The sequence below is a fragment of the Micromonospora chersina genome, from assembly GCF_900091475.1.
Lineage (GTDB): Bacteria > Actinomycetota > Actinomycetes > Mycobacteriales > Micromonosporaceae > Micromonospora > Micromonospora chersina.
Genome location: NZ_FMIB01000002.1, coordinates 3,402,732 through 3,416,124, shown reverse-complemented (window position 1 = coordinate 3,416,124; position 13,393 = coordinate 3,402,732). Strand labels below are relative to the sequence as shown.

The 13,393-nt window shown below is 73.9% G+C and carries 11 protein-coding genes; 8 read left to right on the top strand and 3 right to left on the bottom strand.

Annotation, left to right across the window (positions count from 1 at the left end; all coding sequences use genetic code 11):
- The first annotated feature begins 79 nt into the window (after positions 1–79).
- The gene (locus tag GA0070603_RS15610; RefSeq protein ID WP_091313925.1) at positions 80–667 is read left to right on the top strand and encodes a PadR family transcriptional regulator; all 588 of its coding nucleotides are present in this window, start codon (positions 80–82) and stop codon (positions 665–667) included.
- A 129-nt stretch (positions 668–796) separates the two neighbouring features.
- Here GA0070603_RS15610 and GA0070603_RS15605 read toward each other — a convergent pair whose 3' ends face one another.
- Entirely contained in the window at positions 797–1,705 is a 909-nt protein-coding gene (locus GA0070603_RS15605; RefSeq protein ID WP_091313921.1) for a cyclase family protein, read from the bottom strand.
- A 166-nt stretch (positions 1,706–1,871) separates the two neighbouring features.
- Between GA0070603_RS15605 and mfd the strand changes: the two genes are divergently transcribed.
- The 4 genes from mfd to GA0070603_RS15585 all read left to right on the top strand — a co-directional run bounded on the left by mfd (position 1,872) and on the right by GA0070603_RS15585 (position 8,993).
- Entirely contained in the window at positions 1,872–5,516 is a 3,645-nt protein-coding gene (gene mfd / locus GA0070603_RS15600; RefSeq protein WP_091313917.1) for a transcription-repair coupling factor, read from the top strand.
- A 47-nt stretch (positions 5,517–5,563) separates the two neighbouring features.
- Entirely contained in the window at positions 5,564–6,316 is a 753-nt protein-coding gene (locus tag GA0070603_RS15595; protein ID WP_091321987.1) for a hypothetical protein, read from the top strand.
- Positions 6,317–6,318: 2 nt separating this feature from the next.
- Entirely contained in the window at positions 6,319–7,308 is a 990-nt protein-coding gene (locus tag GA0070603_RS15590) for a nucleoside triphosphate pyrophosphohydrolase (protein WP_091313914.1), read from the top strand.
- A 65-nt stretch (positions 7,309–7,373) separates the two neighbouring features.
- Complete coding sequence (locus GA0070603_RS15585) at positions 7,374–8,993, top strand: DUF885 domain-containing protein (protein ID WP_091313910.1); 1,620 nt, start codon at positions 7,374–7,376, stop codon at positions 8,991–8,993.
- 3 nt (positions 8,994–8,996) lie between these two features.
- Here GA0070603_RS15585 and nudC read toward each other — a convergent pair whose 3' ends face one another.
- Together nudC and GA0070603_RS15575 are read right to left on the bottom strand one after the other, a co-directional pair.
- Positions 8,997–9,902, bottom strand: coding sequence for an NAD(+) diphosphatase (gene nudC / locus GA0070603_RS15580; protein ID WP_091313907.1), 906 nt, complete (start codon positions 9,900–9,902; stop codon positions 8,997–8,999).
- Entirely contained in the window at positions 9,899–10,591 is a 693-nt protein-coding gene (locus tag GA0070603_RS15575) for a hypothetical protein (protein ID WP_091313903.1), read from the bottom strand. The genes nudC and GA0070603_RS15575 overlap by 4 nt, the downstream gene beginning before the upstream one ends.
- A gap of 273 nt (positions 10,592–10,864) precedes the next feature.
- Here GA0070603_RS15575 and eno point away from each other — a divergent pair, with 273 nt between their 5' ends.
- Genes eno through GA0070603_RS15560 form a run of 3 tightly spaced genes read left to right on the top strand, consistent with a single transcriptional unit; the run spans position 10,865 to position 13,393 of the window.
- A complete protein-coding gene (gene eno / locus GA0070603_RS15570) occupies positions 10,865–12,148 on the top strand; it encodes a phosphopyruvate hydratase (protein ID WP_091313900.1) in 1,284 nt (427 codons plus the stop codon).
- Positions 12,149–12,177: 29 nt separating this feature from the next.
- On the top strand, positions 12,178–12,813 hold the full coding sequence (locus GA0070603_RS15565) for an FtsB family cell division protein (RefSeq protein WP_091313897.1): 636 nt from the start codon (positions 12,178–12,180) through the stop codon (positions 12,811–12,813).
- A gap of 22 nt (positions 12,814–12,835) precedes the next feature.
- A complete protein-coding gene (locus GA0070603_RS15560) occupies positions 12,836–13,393 on the top strand; it encodes a DUF501 domain-containing protein (RefSeq protein WP_091313893.1) in 558 nt (185 codons plus the stop codon).

Below are 13,393 nucleotides of genomic sequence, written 5' to 3'. Positions count from 1 at the left end.
CTTCATCGCGTTCCAACGCGAATAGTTTCAGTGCAACTAGTCCGTGTCAACTAGTTCCGATGGCTCTAGGATCATCGGCATGGAGACCGCCACCCGAAGCTCGCCACTCGCCCTCACCGTGCTGGCACTGCTGCACCATGAGCCGCTGCACCCGTACGGGGTGCAGCGGCTCATCAAGCAGTGGGGTAAGGACCAGGTGGTCAACGTGGGGCAGCGGGCGAGCCTCTACCGGACCATCGAGCGGCTGCACGCCGACGGCCTGATCGCGGTGCGGAAGACCGGCCGGGAGCAGGCCTACCCGGAACGCACCGTCTACGAGTTGACCGACGCCGGGAGGCGAATCGCCCGCACCTGGCTGCGGGCGATGCTTGTCGAGCCGAAGCAGGAGTTCCCGCAGTTCCCCGCGGCCCTGTCACACCTCGCGATGATCAGCCCGGCGGAGGCGGCGGAGCTGCTGGAACGGCGTGCCGACCGGATCGGGCAGGCCCGGCAGGAGCGGACCACGGCGCTCGCCGCGCACGCCGACCTGCCCCGGGTCTTCCACCTCGAGGACGAGCACCTGGACGCGGTCACCGCCGCCGAGGAGCGGTGGCTGCGCACGGTCGTCGAGGACCTGCGTGCCGGCCGGCTCACCTGGTCGCCGCCCGCCAGCCCCGATCCGGCCTGAATCCCGGAGCCGCCGGAGCCTCGTGAACCGCGACCGGCCGGGATCAGCCGAGACCGCTCGGAGATCTTGGTAGCAAACGGCCCTCACAGGGGCCACTTCGTACCAAGATCCCCAAGCGATGCCCGCGCTTCAGCCGATCGCCGCGAAGGCGCGGACCGGGAAGGTGCCCATGCCGGCGACCCGCGGTGGGGCGGCCGTGAACCGGAACCCCTCCGGGGGCAGGGCGGCCAGGTTGGTCAGGTGTTCGACGATCGGCACTCCGGCGCGGAGCAGGGCGCTGTGCGCTGGGCGCTCGCCGGCCGCCGCCGGCGTCATGTCGTCGATGTTGATCGAGTCGATGCCGACCAGCGCCGCCCCCGCCTCGACCAGCCAGTCCGCGCCGTCGGCGGTCAGGTACGGCGCGTCGGGGCCGGCGTACCGGTCGGTGCCGAAGAGGGTGTCCCAGCCGGTGTGCAGCAGCACCGCCCGGCCGGCCACGTCGTACGGCGCCAGCATGAGGCGGTCCACCGCACGGGTGCCGGCGGGCACCCGGACCACGAGCCCGGGCAGGTCGGCGAGGCGGTCCAGCGGCACGCCGGTCAGGTCGGGGCCGTCCGCCCAGCGGTGCGCCGGCGCGTCCACGTAGGTGCCGGTGTTGGCGATCATGTCGATCCGCGCCACGTGGAACTCGACGCCCGGCGCGTACCGCTCCCGGGAGGCCTCGCGGGTCAGCCAGTCGGTGACCCGGGGCGGCTGCCAGCCGGGCAGGGTGACCATGCCGTCGGTGATGACGTGGCTGAGCTCGACGAGCCGCTGACCGCCGGCCGCCGGGGCGGCCACGCCGCGACCGCCCTTGTGCGGCTCCTCGATCACCGTCCGGTTGGTGATGCGCACCTCGCCGACCATGAGCAGCCCGAGGTGCCGGACGAGGAGCGCGGACAATTCGTCGTCGGTGATCTCCGGGCCCGGGATGTCGAGCCGGAAGCCGTCGGTCCGCAACCCGCCGCCGTTGGAAAAGATCACCTCGGCGTCGAAGACCGCCCGGTACTCACCCGTCATGCGCCCACCGCACCACGCCGGCCGCGACCCCGTCAAGATCGATCTCGGGGCCCGCGGCTGCGGCCCGGAATGTCCGGGCAGGGAGATAGTCTCGAACGGTGCCACCCCCCGTCCGCACCGGACGCGGGGTCGTCGCCGTGCGCCGACCTCCTGGAAGTGATCACAGATGCTCACCGGCCTCTTCTCCGCCGCCCTGGCCGACCCCGGGCTGGCCCGGGCGCGTGACCTGGCGCGCTCCGGTGCCGCCCAGGTCGACGGCCTCGACCTCACCGCCCCGGCCGCGCTGCGCCCGTTCGCCGTCGCCGCCGTCGCGGCCGACGAGCCGGCCGGCGGCGCGGGCCGTCCCGTGCTGGCCGTGACGGCCACCACCCGCGAGGCCGACGACCTGGCCGCCGCCCTGGGCAGCCTGCTGCCCCCGGAGCAGGTGGCGGTCTTCCCGTCCTGGGAGACGCTGCCCCACGAACGGCTCTCGCCCCGCTCGGACACGGTCGGGCGGCGGCTGGCCGTGCTGCGCCGGCTGGCCCACCCCGGCTCGGCCGACGCGCACGGCCGCACCGGCCCGCTGCGGGTCGTCGTGGCGCCCGTCCGCTCGCTGCTCCAGCCGCAGCTCAAGGGGCTCGGCGACCTGGAGCCGGTGCAGCTCGCCGCCGGCGACGAGGCGGACCTGGAGGAGGTCGCCCGCCGGCTCACCGACATGGCGTACGCCCGGGTCGACCTGGTCACCAAGCGCGGCGAGTTCGCCGTGCGCGGCGGCATCCTCGACGTCTTCCCGCCCACCGACGAGCACCCGTCCCGTGTCGAGTTCTGGGGAGACGAGGTGGAGGAGATCCGCACCTTCGCCGTCGCCGACCAGCGCACCATCGAGGGCGTGCCGCAGCTCTGGGCGCCGCCCTGCCGCGAGCTGCTGCTCACCCCCGGCGTGCGCAAGCGGGCCGCCGCGCTCGCGCAGGAGCACCCCGAGCTGGCCGAGATCCTCGACAAGCTGGCCGAGGGCATCCCGGTCGAGGGGATGGAGTCCCTGGCGCCGGCGCTGATCGGCGCCGACTCGATGGAGCTGCTTGTCGACTGCATGCCGGCCGGCACCCACGTGCTGCTCTGCGACCCGGAGCGGATCCGCACCCGGGCGCACGACCTGGTGCGTACCTCCGACGAGTTCCTCCAGGCCAGCTGGGCCGCGGCCGCCGTCGGGGGTCAGGCCCCGGTCGACCTCGGCGCCGCCGCCTTCAAGACCCTGGCCGACGTACGCACGCGAGCCCGCGCCCTGCGCCAGCCGTGGTGGACGCTCGCCCCGTTCGGCCTGGTCGAGGCCGAGGCCGCGCCCGCCCGGCAGCCCTGGGAGGACGAGCCCACGGAGGTCGACGTCACCCCGGACGACGCCATCGCCGTGACCCTGGCCGCCCAGCCCGCCCCGCTCTACCACGGCGAGACCGCCCGGGTGGTCGACGACCTCAAGCGCTGGGCCGGCGAGGGCTGGTCGATCGCGCTGGTCTTCGAGGGGCACGGCCCCGCCCAGCGGGCCGTCGAGGTGCTCCGCGACGCCGGTCTCGGCGCCCGGCTCACCGAGGAGGTGCCGGCCGCGCCCACTCCCGGCGACGTGCTGGTCTCCTGCGGCTGCCTGACCGCCGGCTTCGTCGACGAGGCGTCCCGGTTCGTGCTGCTCACCGGCAACGACGTCACCGGCGGCCGGGGCACCTCCACCCGCGACATGCGCAAGATGCCGAGCCGGCGGCGCAACACCATCGACCCGCTGGAGCTGAAGGCCGGCGACCACGTGGTGCACGAGCAGCACGGCATCGGCCGGTACGTCGAGCTGGTCCAGCGCACGGTCAACGGCGCGAGCCGCGAATACCTGGTCATCGAGTACGCGCCGAGCAAGCGCGGCCAGCCCGGCGACCGCCTCTTCGTCCCCACCGACCAGCTCGACCAGCTCTCCCGCTACGTCGGCGGCGAGCAGCCCACCCTGCACAAGATGGGCGGCTCGGACTGGCAGAAGTCGAAGGCCCGGGCCCGCAAGGCGGTCCGCGAGATCGCCGCGCAGCTCATCCAGCTCTACGCCGCCCGCAAGGCGTCCAAGGGGCACTCCTTCGGCCCGGACACCCCCTGGCAGCGGGAGCTGGAGGACGCGTTCCCCTGGCAGGAGACGCCCGACCAGCTCGCCGCCATCGAAGAGGTCAAGCGGGACATGGAGCAGACCGTCCCGATGGACCGGCTGATCTGCGGCGACGTCGGCTACGGCAAGACCGAGATCGCGGTCCGGGCGGCGTTCAAGGCGGTGCAGGACGGCAAGCAGGTGGCCGTGCTGGTGCCCACCACCCTGCTGGTGCAGCAGCACTACAACACCTTCGCCGAGCGGATGAGCCAGTTCCCGATCACCATCCGCCAGCTGTCCCGGTTCCAGACGCCGAAGGAGACCGAGCGGACGCTGGAGATGGTCGCCGACGGCACCGTCGACGTCGTGATCGGCACCCACCGGCTGCTCCAGTCGGCCACCCGGTTCAAGCAGCTCGGGCTGGTCATCATCGACGAGGAGCAGCGCTTCGGCGTCGAGCACAAGGAGCACCTGAAGACGCTGCGCGCCTCGGTCGACGTGCTGGCCATGTCGGCCACCCCGATCCCGCGCACCCTGGAGATGGCGATCACCGGCATCCGGGAGATGTCCACCATCGCCACCCCGCCCGAGGAGCGGCACCCGGTGCTGACCTTCGTGGGGGCGTACGACGACCGGCAGGTGGCCGCCTCGATCCACCGTGAGCTGCTCCGCGACGGGCAGGTCTTCTACCTGCACAACCGGGTCGAGTCGATCGACAAGGCGGCCCGCCGGATCCGCGAGCTGGTGCCCGAGGCCCGGGTCGCCGTGGCGCACGGCCAGATGGGCGAGGAAGCCCTCGAAAAGGTGATGGTCGGCTTCTGGGAGAAGGAGTTCGACGTCCTGGTCTGCACCACGATCGTGGAGTCCGGCATCGACATCCCCAACGCCAACACCCTCATCGTCGAGCGGGCCGACCTGCTCGGCCTGGCCCAGCTGCACCAGATCCGCGGCCGGGTCGGCCGGGGCCGGGAGCGGGCGTACGCCTACTTCCTCTACCCGCCGGACAAGCCGCTCACCGAGAACGCGCACGAGCGGCTGGCCACCATCGCCCAGCACACCGAGCTGGGCGCCGGCATGTACGTGGCCATGAAGGACCTGGAGATCCGGGGCGCCGGCAACCTGCTCGGCGGCGAGCAGTCCGGGCACATCGAGGGCGTCGGCTTCGACCTCTACGTCCGGATGGTCGGCGAGGCGGTCTCCGCGTTCAAGGGTGAGCACGCGGAGGAGGAGACCGAGGTCAAGGTGGATCTCCCCATCGACGCGCACCTGCCGCACGACTACGTCGGCGTGGAGCGGCTGCGCCTGGAGATGTACCGCAAGCTGGCCGAGGCCCGCGACGAGGAGCGGCTGCGCGAGGTCGTCGCCGAGATGACGGACCGCTACGGCGAGCCGCCCGCGCCGGTGCAGAACCTGGTCGCGGTGGCCCGGTTCCGGCTGCTGGCCCGGCGGTACGGCCTCACCGACGTGTCGATGCAGGGCAAGCACATCCGGTTCGGCCCGCTGCCGCTGCCCGACTCGAAGCAGCTCCGGCTCAAGCGCTACCACCCGGACTCGGTCTACAAGCAGGCGCTCGACCAGGTCAGCGTGCCCCGGCCGAGCACCCGCCGGGTCGGTGGCGAGCCGCTGCGCGACCAGGCGCTGCTGGAGTGGTGCGCCCAGCTCCTCAAGGATGTTCTCGGCGAGCCGGTCGCGGCGCAGCCGGCCGGGGCGGGCGCGCGGTGAGGTGGGCGGCGTCACAGCGGAGCGCGGGCCGTGAGAGAGTGACCGGCATGCGTGCTCGCCGTCTTGTCGCCGTCGCCAGCGTGGCGGTCGGCCTCGTCGCCCTCACCGGTTGCCGTACCGAGCCCGGGGTCGCCGCCTACATCGGTGACCACCGGGTCACCGAGGACCAGGTCACCTCGATCCTCGACGAGATGCGGGACGGCCTCGCCGACTCGCCCGCCACCGCGGAGCAGGCCTCCGCCATGCTGCCCGGCCGGGACCAGGTGGTGGCCACCCTGGTGCTGCGGGACGTGTGCCGGGACCTCTCCGCCGACAAGGGCTACCAGCCGCAGGGGCAGGTCAGCGCGGCGCAGGTCGCCCAGCAGACGGGCCTGCCGGCCGACGCCGTCTACCCGCAGCGGGTGGCCGAGTTCTACACCTGCCTGTCCGGCGTGCCGGCCGGTGAGCAGGCGGCTCCCAGCAAGGAGGAGCTGGCGGCCGTGATCGCGGCGGGCCGCTCCGCCGGCGCCATCCCGCCGGACGTCAGCGACGCGGACGCGGCGGGCCAGCTCGACGGTTCGCAGCTCCGGTCCGCGCTGGCCACCCGCAAGGTGCTCGCCGACGCGATCGGCGACTACGACGTGTCGGTGAACCCGCGCTACCGCCCGCTGCTCTTCCCGTTGCTCAGCTTCAAGGGCGACGTGGCGGCGGTCTCCGTGCCGCTGGGTGAGGCCGGCTCCGCGGTCACCGAGATCTCCACGCCGGAGCCCGAGTCGACGGAGCCGGGCACGGTCGAGCCGAGCGCGTCGGTGGCGCCCTGAGCATGACCGCGCGCATCGTCCTGCTGGTCACCTCGCCGCGGCTGCCGGCCGGCCTGCTGACCGCGGCCGCCTGGGACGTCGTACGCTCCGCGCCGGTGCTGGCCGGCGCGGAGAGCGAGCTGGCCACGGCGGTCCGGTCGACGGGCGCCGAGGTCAGCGTGGTGACCGAGGGCGCCACGCAGGCGTTGCTCGACGCGGCGGCGGCGCACGGCAGCGCGGTCTGGCTGGCCGGCCCGGCCGGCGACGAGGCGCTCGCCCGCGAGCTGGGGCTGCGGCTGGCGCGCCAACCGGGCCTCGCCGAGCTGGAGCTCATGTACGGCTCCTGGGACCCGCCGGGGGCCCGGCTGCTCGACGCGGTCGAGGTGATGGACCGGCTGGCCTCCCCGGGCGGTGACCCGTGGAAGCGGGCGCAGACCCACCGCAGCCTGGCGGGCTTCCTTCTGGAGGAGTGCTACGAGGCGTACGACGCGATAAGCGCCGACGACACCGACGCGCTCCGCGAGGAACTGGGCGACGTGCTGCTCCAGGTGCTGCTGCACGCCCGGTTGGCCGAGGACCTGCCGGAGGGCAAGCGCTGGACGGTCGACGACGTGGCCGGCGGCCTGGTCGACAAGATGGTCCGCCGCAACCCGCACGTCTTCTCCGGTGAGCAGGCCGGCTCGATCGAGGAGATCGAGGCGAACTGGGAGCGGATCAAGCGGGCCGAGAAGACCCGCGAGTCGGTGCTGGACGGCATCGCGTTGAGCCAGCCCGCGCTCGCCCTGGCCGCGAAGATCCTGGACCGCGCCGGCCGCATCGGCCTGGCCGTCCCGCCGCCGCTGGCGGAGTCCCAGGTCGACCCCGAGGCGCGGCTCGGCGCCGGGCTCCTGGCCACGGTCGCCGCCGCGCGGCAGGCCGGCATCGACCCGGAGGCCGCCCTCCGCCGCGCCACCCTGGCGTACGCGGAGGCCGTCCGCGCCGCCGAACGCGCTGCCGGGGACGCGGCCGGCTGACCGGACGGGTCCCGCCCGCGTCGGCGACGCCGGAAACGTCGGCGGAGATCGGTAGGGTCGTCGGCATGGAGTCGTTCGTGCCGCTCGCCGAGCGGATCGTGGAGGCGTTGCTGGAGAGCCGGCCCGGGCTGGCCACGTCGGCCGGTGACCACCGGTACGACGACCGGCTGCCCGACCTGTCCGCCGACGCCCTCGCCGCCGACCAGGCGATGCTCAAGGACGCGGCCGACGCACTCTCCGAGATCGACCCCGACTCGCTCGACGTCGAGGAACGCGTCGACCACGCGCTGCTCAGCAGCATGGTCGACCGCGGGCTGTTCGAGGCCACCGAGATCCGTGGCCACGAGTGGGACCCGCTGCGGCACAACCCGGGTCCGTTGCTGCACGCCCTCATGGCCCGCCCGTACGCGCCGGTCGAGGAGCGGTTGACCGCCCTGGCCGGGCGGCTGGCGGCCGTACCCGACGCGCTGGCGACCGCGCGCGCGACGCTGCGCGACATGCCGCGGATCCACGCCGAGACGGCGGTCGGGCAGTTCACCGGCACGGCGGCGCTGATCCGCGACGAGGTGCCCGGGCTGCTCGCCGAGGCGCCCGCGCTGCACGACCGGGTCGAGCCCGCCGCCACCGCGGCGATCGCGGCGCTGGAGGAGTTCGTGGCGTGGCTGCGCATCGGCCTGGCCGCCGACGCCGGCCCGGGGCGCGATCCCCGGCTGGGCCGGCGGCGCTGGGAGGCGCGGCTGTGGCACACGCTCGACACCGAGCTGAGCGCCGCCGAGGTGCAGCGCCGCGCCTGGGACAACCTCGACCGGGTCACCGCGGAGATCCGCGCGGCTGCCGTCGAGCTGGTCGGCGGCCCGGCCGACGACGAGACGGTCCGCCGGGCGCTGGACCTGCTCGCCGCCGAGCACCCGGACGACGCCACCATCGTGGACCTCGCCTCGGTCACCCTCGACGAGGCGAGCGACTTGGTCCGGGCCCACGACCTGATCAGCCTGGTCGACGACCCGTGCGTGATCCAGGAGATGCCGGAGTTCGCCCGGGGCGTGGCGGTGGCCTACTGCGACTCGCCCGGCCCGCTGGAGACGGCCGACGTGCCGACCTTCTACTGCATCGCCCCCACCCCGGCGGACTGGCCGGCGCAGCGGGTCGAGTCGTTCTACCGCGAATACAACGACCACATGATCCGCAACCTGACCGTGCACGAGGCGATGCCGGGCCACTTCCTCCAGCTCGCCCACGCCCGCCGCTACGCCGGCCCGACCCGGGTCCGCGCGCTCACCGAGTCCGGGGTGTTCATCGAGGGCTGGGCGGTCTACACCGAGGAGCTGATGGCCGGGCTCGGCTTCGGCGGGCTGCCGGTCCGGCTCCAGCAGCTCAAGATGCAGCTCCGGATGACCATCAACGCGCTGCTCGACCAGCTCGTGCACTGCGAGGACCTGCCCGAGTCCGAGGCCATGGCGTTGATGACCGGGCGCGGCTTCCAGGAGGAGGGCGAGGCGGCCGGCAAGTGGCGGCGGGCGCTGCTCACCTCGACGCAGCTCTCCACCTACTTCGTCGGCTACAGCGAGATGGCCGACATCGCCCGCGCCCGTCCCGACGGGGTGTCCGTGCGGGACTGGCACGACGCCATGCTGGCGCACGACTGCCCGCCGCCCCGCCACCTGCGGACGCTGCTGGGGATCTGACCCTCAGCGGGACCCGCGGGCGGCGGCCGCGTCGACGAGCCAGCGCGACAGGGAGTACGCCGGGGGCAGCTCGGCGGGCAGCGCGTCCACCGGGAACCAGCGCGCCTCGGTCAGTTCCGCCGGGTCGACCACCGGCTCGGCCGCCGGGTCGGCGACGGTGGCCGTGAAGCCGGCGAGCAGGGTGCCCGGCCCGGACATGGCCCAGGGCTGGCTGTCCACGTAGGTGGGCCGGGCGATGGCCAGCCCGACCTCCTCGGCTACCTCCCGGTGGGCGGCCGCCTCCAGCGACTCGCCCGCCTCGACGAAGCCGGCGACCAGCGCCCACAGGTCGGTCGGCCCGTACGCGTGCCGCACCAGCAGCAGCTCGTCGGGCCCGCCGGCCGGACCGGAACGGGTGATCGCCACCAGCACCGCGACGGAGAGCGGCGGGAACCCGGTCAGCCCGCAGGCGGGGCAGCGCCGCGCGGTCTCGCCGGGCACGTCGGTCAGTTCGGTCCGGCACGCCCCGCACCAGCGGTGCGTACGCCGCCAGGTGACCACGGCGAGCGCCCGCCCGGCCAGGGCGGCGTGCGGCTCGGGCAGGTCGGCGGCGAGGCTCCGCCACCCGCGCCAGCGGCCCGGCAGCGCGTCGGGGTCGGCGGCCTCGGCGGCCCAGGCGGGCACCCCGTCCAGCGTGCCGACCGGCACCCAGCCGATCCCGGCGGGCAGGTCGCCGATCCGGGGCAGCCGCCCGTCGGCGCCGGTGAGCAGCTTCCGCCCGGCCACCGCGAGGGCCAGGTCGTCCGGGTCCGGCGGCCGGCCGTGGTCGGCGGCGGGAAGGAAGCGGGCCGGGCCGGAGTCTGTCGCGCCCGTCCGGACGGGTTCGTCGGCGTCGCCGGGCGTGCGGGGTCCGGCGCCGCCAGGGCTCACGACGTGGTCCGGCGGCGGTCCATCACGGCCGCCCCGGCCGGCAGGTCGAAGGCGGCGGACTCGACGGTGTCGCTGTAGCGGCTCAGGGTGACCTCCTCCGGCTTGCCGTCGAGGGTGCCGATGAAGCTGCCGAGCACCCCCTCGGAGGTCACGCAGGCGGTGAAGTGGTCGCCGGTTCCGGTGACGTCGACGCAGGTGGCGTGGTGCCCGGCCAGCGTGGTGTCGGTCTGCTCGATGATCGCTTCGGGGTTGAGCGCCGCCTCGGTGAGCAGCCGGATCACCGCCGGCGGGGTGACCAGCCCGTGCTCGCGCGCCTCGCCGTACACGATCACCGACGGCTTGCCGGCGGTCAGCACCGGCGGCGACACCGTGCAGGAGGTGCGGCCGGCCGCGGTCGCGCACCGGCTCACCGCCTCCTGGGTCACCGTGATCTTGCCGTCCGGCCAGGTGTACGAGGAGCGCAGCGGCTCCTCGGTCTGCGCGATGGAGGCGGTCCGCCCGCCGCTGAGCTGGTATTCGGCGGCCCAGGTCCGCTCCAGCGCCCGGTCCATCCGGGCGGCGAGGTCGTTGACCAGGTCGGCCCGCCCGAGGGCGACCCCGGTGTCGTCGAGGGCCTGGCAGCCGGTGACCGAGAGCGACACGATGGCCGAGGCGGCGAGCACGCGGAGAGTCGTCGAGGCGGCGGGCATGGTGCCCAGCCTTGTCGATCGACGCAAGCTCTCGCAAACCCGTTGTCGGTTGAGGCCCGCTAATCCGGGAATGTCCGTGTCCGTGTCACGCGCCGTCGTGGGCGGTATTCAGGTGAGGGTCCGCGTGGGGCGAGGTCCCTCGCGTTCCGTCACCGGGTCCGGCCCCGAGACAGGTACGTGAGGGCGGGGACCGATACGCTGCGTTCAACACCTGCCTCAGCCGCACCGTCGCGGCCCATACCGGACCGGAACACACAAACGAGGAGCGACTCAGTGGCAACCATCGAGGGAATCGTCGCCCGGGAGATCCTGGACTCGCGGGGCAACCCGACGGTCGAGGTCGAGGTCGGGCTCGACGACGGCACGATCGCCCGCGCCGCGGTGCCGTCCGGCGCCTCCACCGGCGCCTTCGAGGCGATCGAGCTGCGCGACGGTGACAAGGACCGCTACCTGGGCAAGGGTGTCGAGAACGCCGTCGCCAACATCGAGGACAAGATCGTCGACCAGCTCATCGGCTACGAGGCCAGCGAGCAGCGACTGATCGACCAGAAGATGATCGACATCGACGGCACGGACAACAAGGCCGAGCTGGGCGCCAACGCCATCCTGGGCGTCTCGCTGGCCGTGGCGAAGGCCGCCGCGGGCAGCGCCGAGCTGAGCCTCTTCCGCTACCTGGGCGGCCCCAACGCGCACCTGCTCCCGGTGCCGATGATGAACATCCTCAACGGCGGCGCGCACGCCGACTCGAACGTCGACATCCAGGAGTTCATGATCGCGCCGATCGGCGCGCCGACCTTCCGGGACGCGCTCCGCTCCGGCGCCGAGGTCTACCACGCGCTCAAGTCGGTGCTGAAGAAGAAGGACCTGTCGACCGGCCTCGGCGACGAGGGCGGCTTCGCCCCGAACCTGCCGACCAACGCCGCCGCGCTCGACCTGATCGCCGAGGCCGTGGAGAAGGCCGGCTACCGGCTGGGCACCGACATCGTCTTCGCGCTCGACGTGGCCGCCACCGAGTTCTTCGACAACGGCAGCTACACCTTCGAGGGCAGCGCGAAGAGCGCCGAGGAGATGAGCAACTACTACACCAAGCTCGCCGGCGACTACCCGATCGTCTCCATCGAGGACCCGCTGGCCGAGGACGACTGGAGCGGCTGGGCCACCCTCACGGCGGCGCTCGGCGACCGCATCCAGATCGTCGGCGACGACCTGTTCGTGACCAACCCGCAGCGCATCGCCCGGGGCATCACCGAGAAGGCCGCCAACGCCGTGCTCGTGAAGGTCAACCAGATCGGCTCGCTCACCGAGACCCTGGACGCCGTGGACCTGGCCCACCGGGCCGGCTTCAAGTGCATGATGAGCCACCGCTCCGGCGAGACCGAGGACACCACCATCGCCGACCTGGCGGTCGCCACCGGCTGTGGCCAGATCAAGACCGGTGCCCCGGCCCGCTCCGACCGGGTCGCGAAGTACAACCAGCTCCTGCGGATCGAGGAGGAGCTGGCCGACGCGGCGCGGTACGCCGGCGCCGGCGCGTTCCCGCGCTACCGTTCGGCCTGAGCCGAGAGCTCCGGGGGAGGGGTGTGACGATGCAGCAGCGCCGCACACCGGGTGGCCAGCGGCCCGCCCGTCGGCCGGGTCAGGCCGGCCGGCCGGGCGGGGCCCGGGTCCGGTCGACGGCCCGCGACGCCGGCGTCCGCGCCGAGCCGCGCGCCGCCGGCCGGTCGCCCGCCGCCACCCGCGCCACCGAGGGGGTACGCTCCGCGAGCCGCCCCGCGGCGGCCCGGCGTACCGCGGCCGGTGGCACGGTCAAGCGGCTCACCGCACCCCAACCCCGGCGCTTCACCGGGCGCGCCACCGTGCTCTTCGCGGTGCTGATCGCGCTCGCCCTGGCGTACACCTATCCGGTCCGGGTCTACCTCGACCAGCAGACGGACATCGAGCGGATGGAGGCGTCCCAGGCCGCCCAGCGCCGGGAGATCGAGCGGCTCACGCTCGAGGCGGAGAAGTGGCACGACCCGGCCTACATCGAGACGCAGGCCCGGGAGCGGTTCTTCATGGGCCGGCCCGGGGAGACGCTGCTGGTGGTGCTCTCCGACCCGGACGGGGCCGCCAAGGACGCCGGCAAGGGCGCGAAGCAGGGGCCGCCGAAGCCGCCCGATCCCTGGTACGACACCCTGTGGTCGAGCGTGCAGGCGGCCAACGCCGAGCGCCCCGACAAGTGACCGACAGACGAGAGAGGCACCCTTGAGCGTCGTACCACCGCAGGATCCGGCGGCGGAATCCGTACCCCCGCCGGAGCGCCAGCCGGCCACCGAGGCCGACCTGGCCGCGGTGGCCGCGCAGCTCGGACGCCCGCCCCGCGGCACCCGGGCGGTGGCCCACCGGTGCCCGTGCGGCCTGCCCGACGTGGTGGAGACGACGCCCCGGCTGGCCGACGGCACCCCGTTCCCGACGCTGTTCTACCTGACCTGCCCGCGAGCCACCGCGGCGTGCAGCCGGCTGGAGTCCGCCGGGCTCATGAAGGAGATGGCCGAACGGCTCGTCGAGGACCCGGAGCTGGCCGCCCGCTACCGGGCCGCGCACGAGGACTACCTGGCCCGCCGGGAGGCGATCGGCCAGGTGCCGGAGATCGCCGGCATCTCGGCCGGCGGCATGCCGGGGCGGGTCAAGTGCCTGCACGTGCACCTCGGGCACGCGCTCGCCGCCGGGCCGGGGGTCAACCCGTTCGGCGACGAGACCCTCGCCCTGGTGGAGAAGTGGTGGGCCGCCGGCCCCTGCGTGGACGTGCCCGCGGGGGAGTGA

What these genes read in the sequence shown, in the direction of transcription:
- GA0070603_RS15610 (WP_091313925.1), top strand. Translation starts at nt 80, where the DNA reads ATGGAGACCGCCACCCGAAGCTCGCCACTCGCCCTCACCGTGCTGGCA.
- GA0070603_RS15605 (WP_091313921.1), bottom strand. Translation starts at nt 1,705, where the DNA reads ATGACGGGTGAGTACCGGGCGGTCTTCGACGCCGAGGTGATCTTTTCC.
- mfd (WP_091313917.1), top strand. Translation starts at nt 1,872, where the DNA reads ATGCTCACCGGCCTCTTCTCCGCCGCCCTGGCCGACCCCGGGCTGGCC.
- GA0070603_RS15595 (WP_091321987.1), top strand. Translation starts at nt 5,564, where the DNA reads ATGCGTGCTCGCCGTCTTGTCGCCGTCGCCAGCGTGGCGGTCGGCCTC.
- GA0070603_RS15590 (WP_091313914.1), top strand. Translation starts at nt 6,319, where the DNA reads ATGACCGCGCGCATCGTCCTGCTGGTCACCTCGCCGCGGCTGCCGGCC.
- GA0070603_RS15585 (WP_091313910.1), top strand. Translation starts at nt 7,374, where the DNA reads ATGGAGTCGTTCGTGCCGCTCGCCGAGCGGATCGTGGAGGCGTTGCTG.
- GA0070603_RS15575 (WP_091313903.1), bottom strand. Translation starts at nt 10,591, where the DNA reads ATGCCCGCCGCCTCGACGACTCTCCGCGTGCTCGCCGCCTCGGCCATC.
- GA0070603_RS15565 (WP_091313897.1), top strand. Translation starts at nt 12,178, where the DNA reads ATGCAGCAGCGCCGCACACCGGGTGGCCAGCGGCCCGCCCGTCGGCCG.